The organism is Cellulosimicrobium sp. JZ28 (genome assembly GCF_015327065.1).
Lineage (GTDB): Bacteria > Actinomycetota > Actinomycetes > Actinomycetales > Cellulomonadaceae > Cellulosimicrobium > Cellulosimicrobium funkei.
In genome coordinates this window covers 3,650,603-3,671,274 of record NZ_CP017660.1, presented here as the reverse complement: position 1 = coordinate 3,671,274, position 20,672 = coordinate 3,650,603, and the positions used below count along the sequence as shown (strand labels likewise).

At 74.7% G+C, this 20,672-nt stretch carries 16 protein-coding genes and 1 pseudogene; 6 read left to right on the top strand and 11 right to left on the bottom strand.

Annotated elements, in window-relative coordinates; genetic code table 11:
- Nucleotides 1–12: 12 nt before the first annotated feature.
- Entirely contained in the window at nucleotides 13–2,274 is a 2,262-nt protein-coding gene (locus BJP59_RS20230) for a hypothetical protein (RefSeq protein ID WP_194521462.1), read from the bottom strand.
- A gap of 605 nt (nucleotides 2,275–2,879) precedes the next feature.
- Between BJP59_RS20230 and BJP59_RS16400 the strand changes: the two genes are divergently transcribed.
- A complete protein-coding gene (locus tag BJP59_RS16400) occupies nucleotides 2,880–3,860 on the top strand; it encodes a hypothetical protein (RefSeq protein ID WP_194521461.1) in 981 nt (326 codons plus the stop codon).
- A 74-nt stretch (nucleotides 3,861–3,934) separates the two neighbouring features.
- Here BJP59_RS16400 and BJP59_RS16395 read toward each other — a convergent pair whose 3' ends face one another.
- The 3 genes from BJP59_RS16395 to BJP59_RS16385 all read right to left on the bottom strand — a co-directional run bounded on the left by BJP59_RS16395 (nucleotide 3,935) and on the right by BJP59_RS16385 (nucleotide 6,132).
- The gene (locus BJP59_RS16395; protein ID WP_021482897.1) at nucleotides 3,935–4,153 is read right to left on the bottom strand and encodes a PspC domain-containing protein; all 219 of its coding nucleotides are present in this window, start codon (nucleotides 4,151–4,153) and stop codon (nucleotides 3,935–3,937) included.
- 93 nt (nucleotides 4,154–4,246) lie between these two features.
- Nucleotides 4,247–4,825, bottom strand: coding sequence for an O-acetyl-ADP-ribose deacetylase (locus tag BJP59_RS16390; protein WP_194521460.1), 579 nt, complete (start codon nucleotides 4,823–4,825; stop codon nucleotides 4,247–4,249).
- 101 nt (nucleotides 4,826–4,926) lie between these two features.
- Nucleotides 4,927–6,132 (bottom strand): beta-ketoacyl-[acyl-carrier-protein] synthase family protein, encoded by a 1,206-nt coding sequence (locus tag BJP59_RS16385; protein WP_194521459.1) that lies wholly within the window; start codon nucleotides 6,130–6,132, stop codon nucleotides 4,927–4,929.
- A 282-nt stretch (nucleotides 6,133–6,414) separates the two neighbouring features.
- On the opposite strand from BJP59_RS16385, the gene BJP59_RS16380 reads away from it, so the two are divergent.
- A complete protein-coding gene (locus tag BJP59_RS16380; protein WP_228485130.1) occupies nucleotides 6,415–7,263 on the top strand; it encodes an endo alpha-1,4 polygalactosaminidase in 849 nt (282 codons plus the stop codon).
- A gap of 170 nt (nucleotides 7,264–7,433) precedes the next feature.
- Nucleotides 7,434–7,901 (top strand): DUF488 domain-containing protein, encoded by a 468-nt coding sequence (locus BJP59_RS16375; RefSeq protein ID WP_031316026.1) that lies wholly within the window; start codon nucleotides 7,434–7,436, stop codon nucleotides 7,899–7,901.
- Here the strand turns inward: BJP59_RS16375 and BJP59_RS16370 are convergent.
- The 3 genes and pseudogenes from BJP59_RS16370 to BJP59_RS16360 all read right to left on the bottom strand — a co-directional run bounded on the left by BJP59_RS16370 (nucleotide 7,898) and on the right by BJP59_RS16360 (nucleotide 14,863).
- On the bottom strand, nucleotides 7,898–8,773 hold the full coding sequence (locus BJP59_RS16370; protein WP_194521457.1) for a hypothetical protein: 876 nt from the start codon (nucleotides 8,771–8,773) through the stop codon (nucleotides 7,898–7,900). The genes BJP59_RS16375 and BJP59_RS16370 overlap by 4 nt on opposite strands.
- 167 nt (nucleotides 8,774–8,940) lie before the next feature.
- Nucleotides 8,941–13,535 (bottom strand): annotated as a pseudogene (gene hrpA / locus BJP59_RS16365) (ATP-dependent RNA helicase HrpA).
- Between the two features lie 377 nt (nucleotides 13,536–13,912).
- Nucleotides 13,913–14,863 (bottom strand): helix-turn-helix transcriptional regulator, encoded by a 951-nt coding sequence (locus BJP59_RS16360; RefSeq protein WP_194521456.1) that lies wholly within the window; start codon nucleotides 14,861–14,863, stop codon nucleotides 13,913–13,915.
- A gap of 140 nt (nucleotides 14,864–15,003) precedes the next feature.
- On the opposite strand from BJP59_RS16360, the gene BJP59_RS16355 reads away from it, so the two are divergent.
- Complete coding sequence (locus tag BJP59_RS16355; protein WP_194521455.1) at nucleotides 15,004–16,143, top strand: epoxide hydrolase family protein; 1,140 nt, start codon at nucleotides 15,004–15,006, stop codon at nucleotides 16,141–16,143.
- Between the two features lie 105 nt (nucleotides 16,144–16,248).
- Complete coding sequence (locus BJP59_RS16350; protein ID WP_194521454.1) at nucleotides 16,249–17,109, top strand: siderophore-interacting protein; 861 nt, start codon at nucleotides 16,249–16,251, stop codon at nucleotides 17,107–17,109.
- A 13-nt stretch (nucleotides 17,110–17,122) separates the two neighbouring features.
- Here the strand turns inward: BJP59_RS16350 and BJP59_RS16345 are convergent, their stop codons facing one another.
- Entirely contained in the window at nucleotides 17,123–17,515 is a 393-nt protein-coding gene (locus tag BJP59_RS16345; protein WP_021483637.1) for a type II toxin-antitoxin system VapC family toxin, read from the bottom strand.
- Nucleotides 17,512–17,766, bottom strand: a complete 255-nt coding sequence (locus BJP59_RS16340) for a type II toxin-antitoxin system Phd/YefM family antitoxin (protein WP_021483636.1) — start codon at nucleotides 17,764–17,766, stop codon at nucleotides 17,512–17,514. Before BJP59_RS16340 ends, BJP59_RS16345 begins: the two co-directional genes overlap by 4 nt.
- A gap of 148 nt (nucleotides 17,767–17,914) precedes the next feature.
- Here BJP59_RS16340 and BJP59_RS16335 point away from each other — a divergent pair, with 148 nt between their 5' ends.
- A complete protein-coding gene (locus tag BJP59_RS16335) occupies nucleotides 17,915–18,970 on the top strand; it encodes an NAD-dependent epimerase/dehydratase family protein (protein WP_194521453.1) in 1,056 nt (351 codons plus the stop codon).
- A 55-nt stretch (nucleotides 18,971–19,025) separates the two neighbouring features.
- Here the strand turns inward: BJP59_RS16335 and BJP59_RS16330 are convergent, their stop codons facing one another.
- Complete coding sequence (locus BJP59_RS16330) at nucleotides 19,026–20,117, bottom strand: LLM class flavin-dependent oxidoreductase (RefSeq protein WP_194521452.1); 1,092 nt, start codon at nucleotides 20,115–20,117, stop codon at nucleotides 19,026–19,028.
- Nucleotides 20,118–20,311: 194 nt separating this feature from the next.
- Nucleotides 20,312–20,611, bottom strand: coding sequence for a hypothetical protein (locus tag BJP59_RS19940; protein WP_021483060.1), 300 nt, complete (start codon nucleotides 20,609–20,611; stop codon nucleotides 20,312–20,314).
- Nucleotides 20,612–20,672 lie beyond the last annotated feature (61 nt).

Below are 20,672 nucleotides of genomic sequence, written 5' to 3'. Positions count from 1 at the left end.
CGCGTCGGTCCGTCAGACCGCCGCGAGCCGACGGCGCAGCCCGAGCCCGACGCCCGCGACGCCCGCGAGCACGGACCCGCCGACCAGCGCCGACATGCCGAGCGACACCCGTCCGACGGGGCTGTTCTCGACGCTGTCCTTGAGCTCCGTCGTGCCGTCGGAGAGGGTGCCCGTGCCGTCCGCGAGCGTGGCCGCGCCGTCGGCGATGCGGGTGCTGCCGTCGTGCAGGTCGGACGCGCCGTCGGCGAGGGTCGTCGTGCCGGCGTGCAGCGTCGCGGAGCCCTCGGCCAGCGCCGCGTTGCCCGCCGCGAGGGTCGTCGCGCCCGTCGAGAGGGTCGTGAGCCCGTTCTGCAGGCGCAGCGTCCCGTCCTCCAGCCGCGTGGTCCCGCCGAACAGGTCGCCCGCGCCCGTGCGCAGCCGCACCGTGCCGGCGGAGAGGTCGCTCGCGCCGGTCGCGGCCCTCGCCGTCCCGGCCTTGAGGTCGGCGGCGCCGGACGCGAGCTCCGACGCGCCTGCGGCGAGCTCGGAGGTCTTGGTGGCGAGCTGGGCGTTGCCGCCAGCGACCCGCGAGGCGCCGTCGGCCAGGCGAGCCGTGCCCTCGGCGAGCGCTGCCGAGGCGTCGGCCGCGTCGGTGTTCCCGGCGGCGAGACGGGCGGCGCCGTCTGCCGACGCCGCGTTCCCGGCGGCCAAGGTCGTCGCGCCGCCCGACACCTTCGCGGCGCCGTCGGCGAGGGCGCGGGTCGCCCCGGCGAGCGAGGCGTTGCCGGCCGAGACCGTGCTCGCGCCAGCAGCGAGAGCGTCGGCCCCTCCGGAGAGCTGCGCCGTCCCGGCGGCGAGGCTCTGTGCCCCGCCGGAGACCGCGGCGGCGCCGGTGGCGAGCCCGGCCGCGCCCTCCGCGAGCCGCGTCGCGCCCGCGTCCGCCTCCTGGGCGCCGGTGGACACCCGTGCGGCTCCGGTGCTGAGGTCCCGAAGACCCGCCTCGAGCCGGGCCGCGCCCGCCGCGGCGCCGGAGTCGCCCGCGAGCCCGTCGCGCAGGGCGGACGCGCCGGCGACGAGCCCTCCTGCGCCGGCGTCGACCCTCGCCGCACCGTCGCGCACCGAGCCCGCCGCACCCGCGAGCGCGTCGAGCCTCGCCTTGAGAGCCGGGTCGTCGGTCGCCGCGGCCAGGCCCTGGAGCTGTGCGGCGAGGGAGTCCGCGCCCGCGTGGACCTGGTCGGCGCCCTCGGCCACCGAACGCGTCCCGTCGGCCAGGCCGACGGCGCCGTCGCGGGCCGTGGACAGACCCGCCGCCAGTCCGGTCGCGCCGTCCCGGAGCTGGGCGGACGCCGCCGCGACCTGCTGCGCGCCCGGCGCCAGGAGCGCCGTGCCGGCCTGCAACGAGCTCGCTCCAACGGACAGCTGCTCGGCGCCCGCCGCGACCGTCGCCGCGCCCGGCGCGAGCGAGCCGGCGCCCCGGGCGGTGGCGGCGACGCCGTCGCGCAGGGTTGACGCGCCCGCCGAGACGCTGCTCGCCCCGGTCGCGAGATCGCGCGCGCCGGACGCGGCGCCGGTGAGGCCCGTGGTGACCGTCGACGCGCCGTCCGCGACGGTGCTCGCCCCGACGGCGAGCCGTGCCGTGCCGTCGGCGAGGTCGGACGCGCCGGTGGCGAGCGCCGAGGTGCCCTCGGCGAGCAGCCCGGCACCTTGCGCGGCCGTCGCGTTCCCGGCGAAGAGCTCGGCCGCGCCGTCCTTCAGGGTGCCCGCACCCGCCGCGATCTGGGACGCGCCGTCGGCCGCCCGGGCGTTGCCCGCGGCGAGGCGTGCCGCCCCGGAGTCGAGGTCCTTGCTGCCCGCGGCGAGCCGGGCCGCGCCGCTCGCGGCGTCGCCCGCCCCGGCGGCGAGGCGTGCCGCCCCGGCGTTGAGCTCGTCCGCCCCGGCGGCGAGCTCGGTCGCGCCGTCCAGCGCGGTGGCGCCGCCCGTGGCGAGCTGGGTGGCGCCGTCGGACGCCTTCCGCGCCCCGGCGGAGAGGTCGCCCGCGCCGGCCTCGAGGTCGTCCGCGCCGTCGGCGAGGCGTCGGGCGCCGGCCTGGGCCTCGGTCGTGCCGTCGGCGAGGGTCGCGGCGCCCGCGTCGAGCTCGGCCGCGCCGTCGTCGAGGCGGGTCGCGCCGTCGGCGACCTTGCCGTTGTACACGAGGAGGAACGCGACCAGGCCGGCGACCGCGAGGGCGAGCACGGCGAGCGCGACGGAGGTGAGGACCGTGTGCGTGCGTGACGGTCGGAGAGCGTGCTGCGTCATCTGTCGTCCTTCCTCACGCCCGGCGTCGTCGCGGGGCGGTCGGCACGAGGGGAGAGCTGCGGGAGAGGCGGGTACCGGTCTGCTCGGCGCGGGAGTGCGCCGGTGCGCCCGCCACCGTTGGCGGGACGTGGAGTAGCAGGTAGATCCCCAGCGACGCTAGCAACGCCCCGGACACCACGGACAGCGAGTACTAGGTACTTTCGCCGTCACGATTCGGTCACGGGCCCGAAGTATCAGGTACTCCGTGCGCGAGTCCGTCGCTCGGAGCAACGGCCGCCCGTCCGGGGCACCGCAGACGAGCCCGAGCGCTGCCGTCCGGAGCGGGAGCCGCGCCGCTCATGAGGCGATCTCGGCGCTCATCGGCGAAGGTAGGGCGGTGCTCGACGACGCGCCCGCCCGACCAGCGGGGCTCGACGGTGACGCTCCGGACGGCTGCTGGGTCCGGGGCGGAGCGAGGGTAGGGCAGAAGGGGAAGAGGAACAGCATGGAGTGCAGTGCGCCGGCCGGCGTGTCGTCCTTCCGGGGCAGGGCGTGGAAGACCGACGCCGAGCCCGGGACCACCGTCGACGGCTCCGGGGCCGTCCGCGAGCAGGGGCGGTGATCCGGTGAGGGCGTCGTCACGCGCGGCGCGGTGGGCCGCCGGCCTCACGACCGTGGTCGTCCCCCTGACGGTGGCGGGGTGCTCGTTCCAGAGCTCCGAGGAGAGGGCCGCGGAGCAGGTGGTCACGACCTTCTTCGACCGCCTCGTCGACGGCGACGCCACGGGAGCGGGCGAGCTGCTGAGCGATCCGTCGGTGGTCAGCCCGGTCGCGCTCGACGACGCGGTCTACGCCGAGGCGGTGCGCCCCGTCGAGGCCCGTGTCACCTCCGTGACCGGGTCGGGCCCGGAGTCCTCGGTGGACGTCGAGTACCGGCTCGACGGCGAGGAGGAGACGCGCACCCTCGTGGTCAGCACGGAGACCGTCGGAGGGGAGCCGAGGGTCGCGCTCTGGTCCGATCACGGGCTCCCGGTCGTCCATCCGGGCGTCCCGGTGGAGATCGTGGTCGAGGGGTCGGGCGTGTTCGACCTCGCGACGTCGGGGCCCCTGCGGCTGCTTCCCGGGATCTACGACCTCGAGCTCGCCGGGCCGCAGGACCTCACGACGATCGATCCCGACGGCGGCGACAGCGAGCCGTTCACGGTGGAGTTCCCCGTGGACCCGGACGCGATCCAGCCTCCTCCGGGAGCGGAGCTGCGCTCGCAGATGCTGCACGTCGACCCGGTGCTCCGCGCCGAGGTGGCCACCGAGGCCGAGGCGCGCATCGACGAGCTGCTCGCCTCGTGCACCGCCGCCGGGCTCACGGGCGACGACTGCCCGCAGAGCGTCGCGGACGGGATCTTCCGCGGGTACGCAGGGGTGGACGTGGCGTCCGCCGTCTGGGCCCAGGACGAGCCGCTCGACCTCGTGACCGGCGAGGAGGTGCGCGCGTCCGCCCCGTACACGGTGAGTGCTCGATGGCCGCAGGGCCCGCTGGAGGTCACCGTGAGGGTCGAGGGCACCGTGCTGCGTGACCCGTCCGGCGCCGTCGTCGTCGAGCTCGACTGAGGCGTCCCGGCCAGCCGGGACGAGTCGGTCGAACGACCGCCAGGGGCTTTGCGCGACCGGCGCGTGGACCGTGCTCAGTCGCGGTCGTTCGGCATGAGGGCCCACAGGACCAGGTACGCGATGACCTGGGGGCCGGGGAGCAGGATCGAGACCGCGGCGACGATGCGGACGACGGTCGGGTCCCAGCCGAACCGGCGGGCGATCCCGGCGCACACGCCGGCGATCATCCGGCCGTGGCGCGGGCGGGACAGCGTCGGGCGGTACGCGGCGGTGGAGGCGTCTGAGGTGCTCATGCCTCGACGGTACGAGCGTCCCGGGCGCCCCGGTATCCGGAGGTCCCCCGACCCGACCCTGATCCTCGGGGCGGCGACCCCGAGGGTCGGGGCTCAGCGGGCGAGGGCGGCCTGGAACGCCGCGAGCGCCCGCGGCGTCGCGAGGGCGAACGTGACGGCGGCGACGCCCGGCCCGGGGCGCGACCCGTCCGGGTCCTGGGCCGCCGTCGGGCCGGTGGGCTCGTCGAAGAGGTCGGGTGCGGACCAGCCGCGGACGGCGTCCACCGCCACGCGGGCGACCTCCTCGACGTCCCAGCCGTACGCGCCCGCGCTGATCGCGGGGAAGGCGACGGTCGTGGCGCCGAGGTCGTCCGCGACGTCGAGCGAGCGGGCGAAGCACGACGCGAGGAGCGCGGGGTCCGTCTCGCCGCGGTAGCGGTTCGGCCCGACGGTGTGCACGACCCAGCGGGCGGGGAGGTCGTAGGCGTCGGTGGCGACGGCGTCGCCCACGGGCAGGCCGTCGGGGAGGGTCGTGCGCCGGAGCCGTCGGCACTCCTCCAGGAGCCGCGGCCCGGCTGCGGCGTGGATCGCGCCGTCCACCCCGCCGCCGCCCAGCAGCGACGAGTTCGCGGCGTTGACGATCGCGTCGACGTCGAGCGTCGTGATGTCGGCGAGGCGTGCGTCGAGGTCCATCGCTCCATCGTGCCCGGGGACGGGGTTGCTCGCCGTCGACCACGGGGTCCGTGGCGTTCTGGCCGCCTTCCCGACGGCGACCTCGTGCTCGGCGATCCCGGTCAGTCGCGCGAGACCACGACGCTCGAGCTGTGACCGCCGAACCCGAACGCGTCGACGAGCGCGTGCCGGGCCGACGTCGCGGCCGCCTCCCGCACGACGTCGAGGTCGATCGCGGGGTCGAGCGTGTCGACGTTGAGCGTGGGCGGCACGCGGCCGTCGCGCAGGGCGAGGAGCGCGACGAGGACGCCCAGCGCGCCCGACGCGCCGAGGAGGTGGCCCGTCGCGCCCTTCGTGCTGGTGACGGGCGGCGGCATCCCGAGGGCGGCGCGCAGCGCGTCCGCCTCGTTGACGTCCCCGACGGGGGTCGCCGTCGCGTGCGCGTGGACGAGCCCGACGTCCTCGGGGGAGAGGCCCGCCGAGCGCAGCGCCATCGTGATCGTGCGGGCCTGGTTCTCGGGGTCGCCGCCGACGATGTCGTACGCGTCCGACGTCAGGGCCGCACCCGAGACGACGCCGTGCACGACCGCCCCGCGGGCCCGGGCGTGGTCCTCGCGCTCGAGCACGAGGAGCGTCGAGCCCTCGCCCATGACGAACCCGTCCCGGTCCACGTCGAACGGCCGGGACGCGCGCTCCGGCTCGTCGTTGCGGGTCGACATCGCGCGGGCCGCGGCGAAGGCCGCGAGCGAGAACGGCTGGACGCCCGCCTCGACGCCCCCGCACACGACGACGTCCGCCGAGCCGGCGAGGATCATCTCGCGGCCCATCGTGATCGCCTCCGAGCCCGCCGCGCACGCGCTGATCGGGGCGCGCGCGCCGGCCTTGGCGCCGAGGTCGATCGACAGCCACGCGGCCGGGCCGTTGGCCATGAGCATCGTCACGGTGTGCGGGGAGACGCGCCGGTGGCCCTGCTCGTGCAGGACGCGCGACTGGTCGAGCGTCGTCGCGATCCCGCCGTTCGCGGAGCCGACGACGACGGCGAGACGCGTCGGGTCGACGTCGGGCGACCCGGCGGACGCCCACGCCTCCCGGCCCGCGACGAGCGTGAGCTGCTCCGCCCGGTCGGTGCGGCGCCGCTCCCGGACGGACAGCGCCTCGGCGAAGACGTCGTCGACGCGCGCGGCGATGCGCACGGGCAGCTCGGCCGCCCAGTCGTCGTCGATCGCCTGCACGCCCGGCTCCCCGCGCAGCAGCGCCTCCCACGTGTCGGGGGCGGTGCGCCCGACCGGGGTCACCGCCCCGTACCCGCTGACGACGACTCGTGTCATGGTGTGCCCCTTGCAGCCGAGCCGCCGAGAACGGCGACGGGTGTGGTCGATGGGTCTTATTCCAAGTCATCGCAGCGGTCTTTGTCGCCCTCGCAGGTGTGACGGTGCGCACGCCCACATCCCGGCGGGAGCGGCGGACGACTCCCGCGAGCGCCCGCCGGCCGCGTACGGTCGGCACAGCGGCCGCCGTCGGGGAGGCCGCGGGACGAGGTCGGGGGAGCGACGGTGCGACGTGCGGGGACGCGAGGGCCTGCTGCCCGACGGCGCGCGCACCGCGCCGTGGTGGCGGTCGCCGTGGGCGTCGTCGTGCTCGGGACCGGGTCGTGCGCCGCGCCCGCGCCCCCGGCGCCCGCGGCCTCTGCCCGGGCGGAGACGCCCGCCCTTCCGCCCACGGACGGCGTGCTCGACTACCAGCTCGGCGCCGCGTACGACGAGGTCGACGCGGGGGACGGGCCCGTGCGGCCGGACGTCGTCGTGCGGGACGCGACCGCCGCACCGCTGCCGGGCGCGTACTCGGTCTGCTACGTCAACGGCTTCCAGACCCAGCCCGGAGAGGCCGACCGGTGGCTCGACGGCCACGAGGACCTGCTCCTGCACGACGCCGACGGGACGCTCGTCGTCGACCCCGACTGGCCGGACGAGCACGTCCTCGACCCCTCCACGCCCGAGCAGCGCGACGGCATCCTCGCGATCCTCGGGCCCGTCGTCACGGGCTGCGCCGACGCCGGCTTCGACGCCGTCGAGCTCGACAACCTCGACACCTGGACGCGGTTCGACGCCATCGACGAGGACGGCGCCCACGCCCTCGCCCGCGCGTACGTCGACCTCGCGCACGACGCCGGGCTCGCCGTCGCGCAGAAGAACGCGGCGGAGATCGCGTCCGTCGCGCACGACGACCTCGGCTTCGACCTCGCCGTCACCGAGGAGTGCGCGGTCTTCGACGAGTGCGCCGCGTACACCGACGTCTACGGCGACCACGTGCTCCAGGTCGAGTACCCCGACGCGCTCGCCGACGCCGGCCTGACCTTCGACGACGTCTGCGCCCGCGACGACCGCGCCCCGCTCACCGTCCTGCGCGACCGCGACCTCGTCGGCCCGGACGAGTCGGGATATGCCTACGACGCGTGCTGACAGGAGAACCCGCCGGCCTCACGACAGGAACGAGCGTGAGTGTGCACGGGAGGTCGAACGCTGTGCAGGAGACACCTCTTCGCGTGTGCCGTCGTGGTGCCGGAACAAGGTGCGTTGTGGATATCTCGAGCGTTTCGGCAGGCTGGCGTCGGTCGTGCAACGATCACGGGATGACGGTGCGACACGGCGTGACGGGCTGGGGCTACGAAGGACGATCTGTTGACGAGCTGGTTGAGGATGCCCGGCGAGAGGGCGTGGCCACCGTGGTCGACGTCCGTCTGAACCCCATCTCACGCAAGCGAGGTCTGTCGAAGACCGCCCTCGCAGCGACTCTCGCGGCGGCAGGCGTGCAGTACGTGCACCTGCGCGCTCTGGGAAATCCGAAAGACAACCGAGCGGGCTTCGCGGAGACGTCGACCGCCGAGGGGCTGCACGCTCGGCACCGATTTCAGGCCGAGGTGCTGACGACCCTCGACGCACAGGACGCGCTCCGCACGATCGACGAGCTGCAACAGCGAGGGCCGGTCCTGCTTCTCTGCTTCGAGGCGACGGAAGACTGCTGTCACCGGTCCCTCATCCTGGAAGCGCTCCAGGCGAGGGCGCAGCGCGACGACGACCGGCAGCTCGTCCCGGCCTAGAAGAGCTGGGGCGCTGGGCGGCTCCATCTCGGCGGCCAGAAGACGCCGAGCACCATGAAGGTGCCGGGGTTCTGGTGCTGGTTCCCCAGATAGAAGTGGGTGTCCTTGCTGGCTCCGGCCATCTGTTGGAGGAACTTCGCGCGAATCGCGTCTCGCGCCTCTCGTGGCGTTCGGCCGTCGCGGAGAAGCCGCCGTGACAACTCGCCGGCTTCCCAGTCGATGATCGACTGTTCGTGGCCGCCGCCGCTGCACTCAGCGCAGCGGTAGCGGTACTTCGCGACGAAGGGTGACGCTTCCAGCGCGGCAAGTGTGTTGCCGAAGAGGTCGGCATCGAGCAGATCACCGACTCCGGTAGATGGTTCGTAGGCCGCGTTGTCCGTGACGACGACGTCGAGAACCTCGGTCGGACGCACGAGGCCGAGTGAGGGAGCCACTTGACCCTGGGCCCGTGCGGCCTTGATGAGGCGGCACGCGCTCGTGGCCCCCACGAGCGGCTCCATGAGATCCCAGCGTTCGCGCCAACTCCGGTCGGACGTGATCACGCCACCGACACGCAATGTAGACAGGTCGGGGCGCATGCTCTCGGGCCGTCTGTCGTGTCCGTCGGATCGGCGGGCTCGGAGCTGGACGATGGAGTACTTCTTGAACTGGACGTTCTTCGGGAGTTCTCGAAACGGGACGGGGAAGAGTCGGATCCACCGTGGCCGGGCGCCGTCGAGGCGAACCCCGGCGACGCACACCGATTCCCCCGTCTTCCGCCCGATGACCGGATAGGCCTTGACGGTGATCAGAGCGGTGACCGTCTCCCACCCCGGCTTGTTCGTGACGCCGAGGTCGGGAACCCCGGCGGGAAGCGTGCTCGACTTGCTCATGGGCCCCCTGCCCTCTGCACTTCGCGGAAGCAGCACCCGTCTGAGACGACCGCGGCGTGGTCGGATCGTGCCGGAAACCGCGCGTCCGCGCCAGTTCGTCGGACACCTGGTCTTCGGCGAGGCGCTCTCGGGTCGCGGGGCCGCGCTCGACACAACGACTCCGCGCGTCACCAGCCGTCGGGCGTGAGGAGCTTGCGGATGCGCTTCTCGCTCACCGGGCCGTCGGTGCCGAGCTGCTGCGCGAACAGCGACACGCGCAGCTCCTCGATCAGCCACCGCACCTCGGCCAGGTCGGCGGCGCGGACCGGGTCGGCCGGGCCCTGCACGTACGCGGCACGGGCGCGCTGGTAGGCGTCCTCGACGTCGTGCACGCGCCACGCGAGCTCGGCGTCGCGGTTCGGGTTCGTCTGCGCCTTCTCCAACCGGTACGACGCCGCCCGCAGGTAGCGCGTGAGGTGCGGCAGGCGCCGCGGCGGGGTCTGCGAGACGAAGCCGTCGTGGATGAGGCCCGCCGCCTGGTCGCGCAGGTCCGTGAGCGTGTTGAGCAGCGCGAGGCTGTTCGACGCGCGGATCTCCGCGTCGAGGTTGCGCGACGCGGTGAGCGCGGCGACCACGTGCCCGACCACCTGGTGCACGTGCTCCTCCAGGTGCGCGCGGACGAACGCGCGCGCGGCCTCGTAGGCTTCGGCGTCGCGGATCGTCGCCGCGTCCGGCTGCCCGCTGCCGCCGCTCGTCAGCGCGATCACCGCGGCGAGCTGCAGGTCCGCGACGAGCGCGTCCGTGTTCCGGTACGGGCTGGCCGCCAACGTGAGCGACTGCGTGCCGTTCCACCGGCTCGTGATGCGCCCGGTCTGGAGCGCCGTCTCGGTCAGCAGCAGACGCCGCACACCCCGCGCGTGCACCCGCGCCTGCGCGGTCGCGTCGGCCAGCACGCGCAGCGCGACGACCGGCTTCCCCTTCGCGTCCTGCTCCTCGACGACCGCCGGGTACCCCCGCACCACGACCCCGCCCCCGAGGTCAGTCGACACCGTCGCGGGCAGCCGCCCGTCGGTGAGGCCGTCGGGCCAGGTGGTCAGGTCGGTGCGCTCGCTGACGAGCGTGGCCGTGGCGGGGTCCGAGGGCGGCGGGTCGCCTTGCCGTGGCGAACCGGACGCCGAGGGTGACCCTGCGCCGTCCTGCGCCGTGACCTGTTCGCGGCGCGTCGGCGAGCCGGACGCGGAGGCGGGGGAGGGGGCGTCGGATGCGAAGGGCGTGGCGGGCCTGGCGGGAGCGCCGTGAGGAACGAGCGGCGCGGATGGTAGCCCGAGCACCGACGCCCCCTCCGCCGCCGAACCCGACCCCGCGAGCTCCGATCCGGACCCCGCGGCAGCCTCGCGCAGCGCCGCACCCACCGCGCCCTTGACCGCCGCCCGCACCGCCGCCTGGTTCTGTGCCGCGAGACGGCGCTGGAGCGCGAGGAGGTCCTTCGACTCGTCGAGCACGACGGAGCCGCGCCCGCGGGTGTCCTCGACCCGGAACGTCATGCGCAGGTGCGCGGGCAGGCGCGCCTCCTGCTCGGGGCCCCACGCGTCGTCGGGGATGACGACGTCGCGCAGCGCCCGGACGGCGCGCGTGAACGCGACGTGGAACGGCTCGGCCATGTCGCCCGCGCGGGCCATGTCCTCCCAGGCGGGCGTGTGCTCGCGGAGCCAGGCGACGACGTCGCGCGCGACGTCCGGCGCCGGCACGAGCTGGACGCGGACCGGCTTGGGCAGCGAGCGGATCGTCGCCGTGGCGAGCTCGTCGAGCAGGCCCGGCACCATCCAGTCGAATCCGTCGGGGACGACGCGGTTGAGCACGGAGATCGGGACGTGCACGGTCACGCCGTCGGCCTCGGTCCCGGGCTGGAACTGGTACGTGAGCGGGAGCGTCAGCTCGCCCTGGGGCCAGGTCTCCGGGAACTGCGACGTGTCGACCTGCTCGGCGTCGGGCACGAGCTGTTCGAGCGTGAAGGTGAGGAGGTCGGGGTCGCGGCGCTGCGCCGTCTTCCACCAGCGGTCGAAGTGCGCGGCGGAGACGACGTCGTCGGGCACGCGCTCGTCGTAGAAGTCGAACAGCACGTCGTCGTCGACGACGAGCCCGCGCTGGCGCGAGCGCGCCTCGAGCTCCTCCGCCTCGGCGAGGAGCTTGCGGTTGTCGTGGAAGAACCTGTGGTGCGTCGTCCACTCGCCCTGCACGAGCGCGTGCCGCACGAACATCTCGCGCGCGGCCTCGGGGTCGACCTTGGCGTAGAGGACCTTGCGGTCCGCGACGATCGGCACGCCGTACAGCAGCACCTTCTCGGTCGCGATCGCCGCGCCGCGCTTGGTCGACCAGTGCGGCTCGGAGTACGTGCGCCGCGCGAGGTCGCCCGCGAGGTCCTCGGCCCACTCGGGCTGGATCCGGGCGACGTCGCGCGCCCACAGCCGCGACGTCTCGACGAGCTCGCCCGCCATGATCCACGCCGGCGGCTTCTTGCTCAGCGGCGAGCCGGGGAAGATCGCGAACCGCGCGCCGCGCGCGCCGGTGTACTCGTTGCGGGCCTGCTTCTGCGCGCGCCGCAGCGCCTTGGCGCGAGCCTCGCCCTTGAGGTGCGCGACCGACGACGCCTTCACCTCGCCCGTGTCCTGCATCCCGATCTGCGACAGCAGGCCGGACAGGAGCGCCTTGTGGATCGTGTCGCCATCCCAGGCGCGCTTGTACGCCTGGGTGTCGGGGGTGGCGTCCGCGGTGGCGGCGGCGTCGGTGCTCGGAGCTGCCGCGCCGTCGCCCTGGTCGTCCGGCCGGAAGTTCACGAGCGCGGCTTGACGCTCTCTCGCATCCGACGCCGCCCCCACCGCTCGTCCTGCTCGTCGCCCGGGCGTCGACGCCGCGTCCCCCCCGCGCCCGACCCGTGACGCGCGCGGGGGCGGTACGACATGTCGATGCCCAGGGGCTTGGACATCTCGCGGAGCTGGGCGACGACGTCCTGCCACTCGCGGATGCGCAGGAAGTTGAGGTACTCGGCCTTGCACAGGCGGCGGAAGGCCGACGACGAGAGCTCGTGCTGCTGCTCGCGGACGTACTCCCAGACGTTGAGGTAGGTGAGGAAGTCGGAGTGCGGGTCGGTGAAGCGCGCGTGCGCCTGGTCGGCCTGGGCGCGGACCTCGGCGGGGCGCTCGCGCGGGTCCTGGATCGACATGACGGCGGCGATGATCGCGACCTCGCGCGCGACGCCGAGCCTCGAGCCCTCCCAGATCATGCGGGCGAGGCGCGGGTCCATGGGGAGCTGAGCGAGGACGCGCCCGACCTCGGTGAGGCGCGTGACGCCGTCGGACGTGGCGAGGGCGCCGAGCTCGGTGAGGAGCTGGACGCCGTCGCGCACGGCGCGCGTGTCCGGGGGCTCGACGAACGGGAAGCGCGCGACCTCGTCCGGGGTCTCGACGACGCCGACGGAGATCATCTGGAGCAGCACCGACGCGAGGGAGGTGCGCAGGATCTCCGGCTCGGTGAACTCGGGCCGGGAGAGGAAGTCGTCCTCGGAGTAGAGGCGCACCGCGATGCCGTCGGCGACGCGCCCGGAGCGGCCGGAGCGCTGGTTCGCGCTCGCCTGCGAGACGGGCTCGATGGGCAGGCGCTGGACCTTGGTCGCCTTGGAGTAGCGCGAGATGCGGGCCGTGCCGGGGTCGACGACGTAGTGGATCCCCGGCACGGTGAGCGACGTCTCGGCGACGTTCGTCGCGAGCACGATGCGCCGCGAGGAGTGCGCCTGGAACACGCGGTGCTGCTCGGCCGACGACAGCCGCGCGTACAGCGGCAGGATCTCGACGCGCTGCGGGTGCTTCGGGACGGTGACGCGGTCCTTGAGGTGGCCGGTGAGCGCGTCGGCGGCGTCGTGGATCTCGCGCTCGCCCGAGAGGAACACGAGGATGTCGCCCGGTCCCTCGCGCATGAGCTCGTCGCACGCGTCGACGATGCCGGTCACGAGGTCCTTCTCCTCGGCGCCCGAGCGGCCCTTCGCCTTCGTGCCGCTGCCGGTGGAGGCGCCGGGGTCGGCGTCGGGGGACAGCGGCCGGTACCGGATCTCGACCGGGTAGGTGCGGCCGGACACCTCGACGACGGGCGCGGCGTCGGGCAGCGCGTCGACCACGTACTCCGGCGCGCCGCCGAGCTGCGCGAGGTGCGTGGGGGAGAAGTGCTGCGCGAAGCGCTCGGAGTCGATCGTCGCCGACGTGATGATCAGCTTGAGGTCGGGGCGGCGCGGCAGGAGCCGCGCGAGGTAGCCGAGCAGGAAGTCGATGTTGAGCGACCGCTCGTGCGCCTCGTCGACGATGATCGTGTCGTAGGCGAGCAGCTCCGGGTCGCGCTGGATCTGCGCGAGCAGGATGCCGTCCGTCATGACCTTGACGAGCGTGTCCTCGCTGGAGGTGTCGGTGAACCGCACCTGGTACCCGACCACGCCGCCCAGCTCCGTGCCGAGCTCCTCCGCGATGCGCTCGGCGACCGTGCGCGCGGCGATGCGGCGCGGCTGCGTGTGCCCGACCTGACCCGAGCGGCCTCGGCCGAGCTCGAGCGCGATCTTGGGGAGCTGCGTCGTCTTCCCGGAGCCCGTCTCGCCCGCCACGATGACGACCTGGTGGTCGCGGATCGCGGCGGCGATGTCCGCGCGTCGGGCGCTGACCGGGAGCTGCTCGGGGTACGTGATGGGCGGGACCGTCACGTTCTCGCGCGCCTGCGCGGCCCGGTCGAGCTGCGCCCGGCTCACCTGCCGCGGGCCCGACGTCGTCCGCGCGCCCCGCCCGCGACGCGTCGGCTCCGTGGTCGTCGAGGTGCCCGACGCCGCCCGCTCGCCCCGACCGCGCCCGCGGCGGTTCCCGCGGCGTCGGCGGCCCTCGCGCGGGGTGCCCTCGGCGGCGCCGTCCCGCTGGGGAGGGCGCGCGTCAGGCTGGTTCGCTGCGGGCTCGGTACTCACGACGGTCCATTCTCTCAACCCGTCGCAACTTCATTGCTCCGGGGTGCTGACCGAACGGTGCCCACTGGCGCCGAGCACGGGATCAGCGACCGTTCTCGTCGAGAACAGGTCTCCAACCCCGTGTTCGATGCCGGTCGGGGGGAGGGGGAGGGGAGCGGGGGTGGGGTGGGTCACGGCGGGGTCGCGCGGGCGTAGCGGGTCGCCAGGGTGCGCACGTGGTCGACGAGGGCCTGCGGTTCCGTCACGTGGAAGTCGAGGCCCAGCATCCCGACCCACACCGCGACGACCTCCACGCTGTCGCCGCCGGTGACGAGGACGCAGCGGTCGTCGGCGAGCGGCTCGACCGTGCCGACCGTCGGGTTGATGCGCCGCAGCACCTCGTCGGCGGGCGCGTCGACGACGATCCGGGCGTGCACGGCCCAGCCGGCGCGCGCGACCTCGCGCACGACGAAGTCGGTCAGGTCGCCGGGGAAGTCCACCGGCGCGAACCGCCGCCCACCCGGCACGCGCAGCACGAGCCAGTCGACGCGGTAGGGGGCCCACGCGCCCGTCGCCGGGTCGCGGGCCACGAGGAACCAGCGGCGCTGCCACGCGACGAGGCGGTAGGGCTCGAGCTCGAGCGGCTCGTCGCGGTAGAAGCAGCGCAGGCCCTGGTGGTCGCGCACGGCGTCGGCCAGGGCGGTGAGCGTGTCCGGGTCGACGACCGGGTCCTCGACGTTCGAGTCCGTGTTCGCGGGGCCGGCGGCGCTCGCGGACCGGAGCGCGGCGAGACGACGGCGCAGGCGGTCCGGCATGACCTGCTCCAGCTTGGCGAGCGCGGACGCCCCGGACTCCTCGAAGCCCGCCGTGCCGGTCGCGGCCCGCAGCCCGACGGCGACCGCGACGGCCTCGGCGTCGTCGAGCAGGAGCGGGGGCAGCCGCGCCCCGGCGCCGAGCCGGTACCGGCCGCCCGGGCCGCGCACCGCGTCGACGGGGTAGCCGAGCTCGCGCAGGCGGGCGACGTCGTTGCGGACCGTGCGGTCGCTGACGTCGAGGCGCTCGGCGAGCTCGGCGCCCGACCAGTCGGAGCGCGACTGGAGCAGGCCGAGCAGCGCGAGCATGCGGGCCGAGGTGGAGGCCACGGGTCCCTCCTGGGGTCGACGGACGATGCGGGAGAACTTCTCGGAGCACCGCCAGAATAACGGAATGAACCGTTCCTGAACCCTTCCTAGAGTCGGGAGCAGAGCAGGGTACGAGGCCCCGCCCGACCGAGGAGACCACCATGACCGCGTCACACCTCTCCCCGTCCCTCGAGCACCGCCCGTTCTCCGTCGCCGTCCCGCAGGTCGACCTCGACGACCTCCGGTCGCGCCTCGGACGGACCCGGTTCGCGCCCGCCGCCCCCGGGGACTCCTGGGACTACGGCACGCCCGAGTCCTACCTGCGCGACATGGTCGGGCGCTGGACGGCGTTCGACTGGAGGGCGGTCGAGGACCGGGTCAACACGTACCCGGGCTTCCGCACCGAGATCGACGGCCAGCCGATCCACTACCTCCACGTGCGCTCCCGGCACGACGACGCGACGCCGCTGCTGCTCGCGCACACCTACCCGGGCTCGTTCCTCGACTTCCTCGACATGATCGACCCGCTCGTCGACCCCGTCGCCCACGGCGGCCGGCCCGAGGACGCGTTCCACCTCGTCATCCCCTCCATGCCGGGCTTCGGATTCTCGACGCCCGTCGTCGGGGACACGGACTGGACGATGGCGCGCGTCGCCCGCACCTACGACGTCCTCATGCGCGACCTCGGGTACGACTCCTACGGGATCCACGGCAGCGACGGCGGCGCGATGGTCGGCCGCGAGCTCGCGGTCCTCGACCCCGAGGGCTTCCTCGGTGCCCACGTGCTCCAGCTCTTCTCCTTCCCGTCGGGCGCTCCCGGCGAGATGGACGGCTTCGGCGAGAAGGAGTTCGCCGCGCTCGGGCACCTCCAGTGGTTCCAGTCGGTGGGTGCCTACAACACGATGAACGCGTCGCGGCCGCAGACGATGGCCGCGGGCCTCGCCGACTCGCCCGTCGCCGTCCTCGCCTACCACGAGCTGTTCGAGAGCTTCGGCAACGGGACGAGCCTCGTGAGCGCCGACCAGGTGCTCGCCCAGGCGACGCTCTACTGGCTGACCAACTCCTACGCGACCGCCGCGCGCTACCACTACGCGGAGCAGCGCTCGGGCGCCGAGCCGGTCGTGAGCCGGGGCCGGATCGGCGTGGCCGTCTTCGCCGACGACTTCCAGACGATCCGCGCGTTCGCCGAGCGCGACAACGCCCGGATCGAGCACTGGTCCGAGCACCCGCGCGGCGGTCACTACGCGGCGCTCGAGGTCCCGCTCGACGTCGTCGCCGACCTCCGGGTCTTCTTCGCCTGACGCCCGCGACCGTCGAGAACGGGGTACCGCGCGCTCGACCACGACGTCGCCGTCGTCATCCGGCCGATGACGACGGCGACGTCGTGCTCGGCGCAGAATGGGGCGGTGTTCTCCCGACCCGTGACCCGCCTCGACCTCGTCCCGCGCCGCGTCCGCGTGCACGCCGTCCGGGAGACGTCCGGCGCGCTGCGCCGCCTCACCTTCCGCGACGCCGCCCCGGGCGATGCCTCGCTCGCGACGCTGCGCGTGCCCGGCCCCGACGACCACGTCAAGGTGTTCCTCCCGGACCCGGCCACCGGCGTCCTGCACGCCCCGACGCTCACCGACGACGGCGCCCTCCAGCGCCCGGCAGGCGTCGTGTCGATCTCGCGCGAGCTGACCGTCCGGGCGACGCGGACCATCGACGGGGTTCCCGAGGTCGACGTCGACTGGGTGCTCCACGGCGGCACCGACCCGGGTGCGCCGCCCACCGGCGAGGGCCCGGCGTCGGCGTGGGCCGCACGGGCGGCGGTGGGCGACGAGGTCGTGCTCGCCGGCCCGACGACGAGCCGCGCCGTGCCGGACGGCGTCGGGCGGCTCCTGCTCGTCGGGGACGAGACGGGCCTGCCGGCGCTCGCGCGCTGGGTGGAGGCGGTCGGGGCCGACGTGCCGGTGACCGCGATCGTGGAGATCGGCGACGACGTCGACGAGGCGTTCGTCGAGGACGAGCTCGGGCGCGCGACGACCGAGCTCCTCTACCGCACCGACGGGCCGGGGCAGCTCGCCGAGGCCGTCCGCGCGCTCGGCCCGCTCGACGCCGACGAGTACGTGTTCGCCGCGGGCGAGGCGACCGACCTCGTCGCGGTCCGCCGGGCGCTGCGCGGCTCCGGCGCGCGGCCCGACCAGCTCGCCGTCCACGGCTACTGGCGTCGCGGCGTCGTCAACCTCGACCCCGAGGCTCCCCTGGACCCGACCGACCCCGACTGACCCCTCGCCCGGGTCAGCTGCCGTGCAGGACGTCGACGGCGAGCCCGCGCCCGGCGACGGCGAGCCGCGAGTCGTTCGTCCACAGGGCGGAGCACCCGTGGACCTGCGCGGCGGCGAGGTGCAGCGCGTCGGGCGTCCGGAGCGACGAGGAGGCGCGCAGGCGTGCCGCCCGCTCGAAGGCCGTGGCATCGAGGGGAAGCTCGACGAACAGGTCGAGCGCGCCCCGGTACCGGTCCTCGAGCTCCGGGTCCCCGGACCGCAGCGGTCCCACGAGGCACTCCAGCCGGACGAGCGGGCTGATCGCGAACTCCTCGTGCCCGTGCCGGGCCAGCAGCTCGCGCACGTGCGGACCGCGCTCGGCGTCCTCGACCAGGTAGATGACGAGGCACGTGTCGAGGTAGATCACTCCCAGCCCTCGCGCGCGGCCTCGATGTCGGCGTCGATCTGGCTCGCCGAGCGGGCGGTCCGTCGCGACGGCGGGTGGTCGTCGAGCCACTCGACGATCGCTGCCCCGGTCCCGTGCGCGAGGTCGGCCCGGACCGGCACGAGCCGCACGAGCGGGACGCCACGCCGCGCGATGACCACGTCCTCGCCGGCCGCGGCACGATTGACGAGCTGAGAGAGGTTGTTCTTGGCCTCGAGCACGTTGACCTGCATCGCCGCTCCTCGGGTCGTTATCCTGGCCAGGATACCTGGCCAGTGTGCTCCGCGGAAGGCTCGCGAGGGCCGTGAGGTCCCCTCCCGCGGGCGTCTGCGGCCGGCGTAACGGGCTGCAAGCGGACCGACGGCGCGCCACAGTGGGCCCATGACCCGACTCCTCGTGCTCGGCGGTTCCGACTTCGTGGGGCGCGCCGTCGTCGACGACGCCCTCGCCCGCGGCTGGGACGTCACCGTCCTCAACCGGGGCACCACGCCCGTGCCCGACGGCGTCCGGCAGCTCGTGGGCGACCGCACCCGGCCCGACGGCCTGGACGCGCTGCGCGCGGACGACGTCCCGCAGAAGTGGGACGTCGTCGTCGACACGTGGTCCTGGGCGCCCGCGGCGGCGCGCGACGCCGCCCGGCTCCTCGCCGGCCGGGTGCCGGGCGACGACCGGTACGTCTACGTGTCGTCGCGCTCGGTGTACCCGTTCCCGCGGCCGCGCGGGGCCGACGAGACGTCGGAGCTCGTCGACGGCGACCCGGACGACACGACCTCCGACGACTACGCCCGCGCCAAGCGCGGCGCGGAGATCGCCGTGACCGACGCGCTCGGCGACCGGGCGATCCTGCTGCGCGCGGGCCTCGTCCTCGGGCCGCGGGAGAACGTCGGCCGCCTGCCGTGGTGGCTGCGGCGCGTCGCGCGCGGCGGCCCGGTGCTCGCCCCCGGGCCCGCGGACCTGTCGCTGCAGTACGTCGACGCGCGCGACCTCGCGGCGTTCGCGCTCGACGTGGCGCTCGCGGGCGCGTCCGGGCCGGTCGACGTCGTCAGCGCTCCCGGGCGCACGACCATGGGCGAGCTGCTCGCCGCGTGCGTCGAGGCGACCGCCGACGACGCGGCAGCGGCGGGCGACCCGCCCGCCGAGCTCGTGTGGGTCGAGCCGGAGGCCGTCCTCGCGGCCGGGATCGAGCCGTGGACCCAGCTCCCGGTCTGGCTGCCGCCGGGCGAGCTGCACGACGCGCTCCACGGCTCCGACACGTCGCGCGCGGCGACGCTCGGCCTGCGCACGCGCGACGTGCGCGAGACGGTGCGCGACACGTGGGCATGGCTCTGCGCCCTCGACGCCACGGGAGAGACGACGCCGCAGCGCGCGGACCGCCCCGCCGTCGGGCTCCCGCCGGACCTCGAGGCCGCCGCGCTGCGCGCCGCCGGCCGCGGCTGACCCGCCGACGCGGCTCGTCGGCGAGGGGGTTGGCCGCGCAGCGATCAGTGGGGGGTCAGTGCTCCGCGAGGAGCTCGCGGACGCGGGGGATGACCTGGGTGCCGTAGAGCTCGATGCTGCGCAGCATCGTCGAGTGGGGGAGCGTGCCGGTCGAGTACTTGAGGTCGAACCGGCCCGCGCCCAGGAGGCGGACGGTGCGGGCGATCTTGCGGGCCACCGTCTCGGGCGAGCCGACGTAGAGCGAGCCGTCGCGCACGTCGTGGGCGAACCGCCCCCGGTGGTACGCGGGCCAGCCGCGCTCACGCCCGATCCGGTTGTTCATCGCCGCGAAGTGCTCGTAGACCTCCTCCTGGGCCTGCTCGTCGGTCTCGGCGACGTGGCCGGGCGAGTGCACGCCGATCGGCAGCACGGGCGTGCCGAGCTCCTCGACCGCGCGGTGGTAGAGGTCCACGTAGGGGCGGAAGCGCTCGGGCTCGCCGCCGATGATCGCGAGCATGAGGCCCAGCCCGTGCCGCGCGGTCCGCACGACCGACTCGGGCGAGCCGCCGACCCCGACCCACGTGCGCAGGCGCCCGCTCTCGGTCTTGGGCCAGACCTCCTGGTCGGCGAGCCCGCCGCGCGTCGTGCCCGACCACGTGACCGGGCCCTCGTCGAGCAGGTGGACGAACAGGTCGAGCTTCTCCTCGAACAGCACCTCGTAGTCGGCGAGGTCGTAGCCGAACAGCGGGAACGACTCGATGAACGACCCGCGCCCCAGGATGACCTCCGCGCGCCCGCCGGACAGCGCGTCCAGCGTGGAGAACCGCTCGAAGACGCGCACCGGGTCGTCGGAGCTGAGCACGGTCACCGCAGAGCCGAGGCGGATGCGCGACGTCCGCGTCGCGATCCCGGCGAGCACTACCTCGGGCGCGCTGATGGCGAAGTCCGCGCGGTGGTGCTCCCCGACGCCGAAGAAGTCGACGCCGACCTGGTCCGCGAGCTCCGCCTCCTCGACGACGTCGCGGATCGTGCGCGCCCCGCTGAGCAGCACGCCGTCCGGCCCGGCGGTCACGTCGCCGAAGGTGTCGAGCCCGAGCTCGACCGTCGCGGGGTCCGGTGCGGCCGTCGCGCTCTCGGTGGGGATCGGGGAGGTCGTCTCGTCGGTCATGATCTGCTCCTGCGGTCGGGCGACCGTCGGGGGGACCGGTGCTCTCACCGGTGGCGCGGTCGTGCGCGTCTCAACCGTGCCCGGTCCGCGGATCTTCCGCGACCCGTCCGCGGGCGGCCGGCAGGGACGACGACGGCCGCCGCCCCGGGTGGGACGGCGGCCGTCGGTGCCGCGCCGGCGGGCCGGCGGGGACGTCAGTACGTCGCGACGTCGCCGTTCGCGACGAGCGCTGCGATGGCGACGATGTAGATGACGAAGCCGATGGCGCCGAGCACGGTGAAGATGATGCTGAGGATGAGACCCCACTTGGCGAGCTGGTTGTCGAAGCCCGCCTCCTTGCTCTTCTTGCGCGCGATCGCGCTGACGACGATGCCCGCGACCGCGAAGACGAACGCGAGGACGAAGCCGACGATGCCGAGGGTCTTGCCCGGGTCCTCGATCGGGGCCGAGTAGCCGGCGTGGGCCTGCGGGGCGGCGGGGTACTGCTGGGCCATGGTTCTTCTGCTTTCTGGTGGGGCCGACGTGGTCGAGTCCGGACGGGGCGCGGACGGGGTG

Coding starts and splice junctions, on each gene's coding strand:
- BJP59_RS20230 (WP_194521462.1), bottom strand. CDS start 2,274: ATGACGCAGCACGCTCTCCGACCGTCACGCACGCACACGGTCCTCACC.
- BJP59_RS16395 (WP_021482897.1), bottom strand. CDS start 4,153: ATGAGCACCTCAGACGCCTCCACCGCCGCGTACCGCCCGACGCTGTCC.
- BJP59_RS16390 (WP_194521460.1), bottom strand. CDS start 4,825: ATGGACCTCGACGCACGCCTCGCCGACATCACGACGCTCGACGTCGAC.
- BJP59_RS16385 (WP_194521459.1), bottom strand. CDS start 6,132: ATGACACGAGTCGTCGTCAGCGGGTACGGGGCGGTGACCCCGGTCGGG.
- BJP59_RS16375 (WP_031316026.1), top strand. CDS start 7,434: ATGACGGTGCGACACGGCGTGACGGGCTGGGGCTACGAAGGACGATCT.
- BJP59_RS16370 (WP_194521457.1), bottom strand. CDS start 8,773: ATGAGCAAGTCGAGCACGCTTCCCGCCGGGGTTCCCGACCTCGGCGTC.
- BJP59_RS16355 (WP_194521455.1), top strand. CDS start 15,004: ATGACCGCGTCACACCTCTCCCCGTCCCTCGAGCACCGCCCGTTCTCC.
- BJP59_RS16340 (WP_021483636.1), bottom strand. CDS start 17,766: ATGCAGGTCAACGTGCTCGAGGCCAAGAACAACCTCTCTCAGCTCGTC.
- BJP59_RS16335 (WP_194521453.1), top strand. CDS start 17,915: ATGACCCGACTCCTCGTGCTCGGCGGTTCCGACTTCGTGGGGCGCGCC.
- BJP59_RS16330 (WP_194521452.1), bottom strand. CDS start 20,117: ATGACCGACGAGACGACCTCCCCGATCCCCACCGAGAGCGCGACGGCC.
- BJP59_RS19940 (WP_021483060.1), bottom strand. CDS start 20,611: ATGGCCCAGCAGTACCCCGCCGCCCCGCAGGCCCACGCCGGCTACTCG.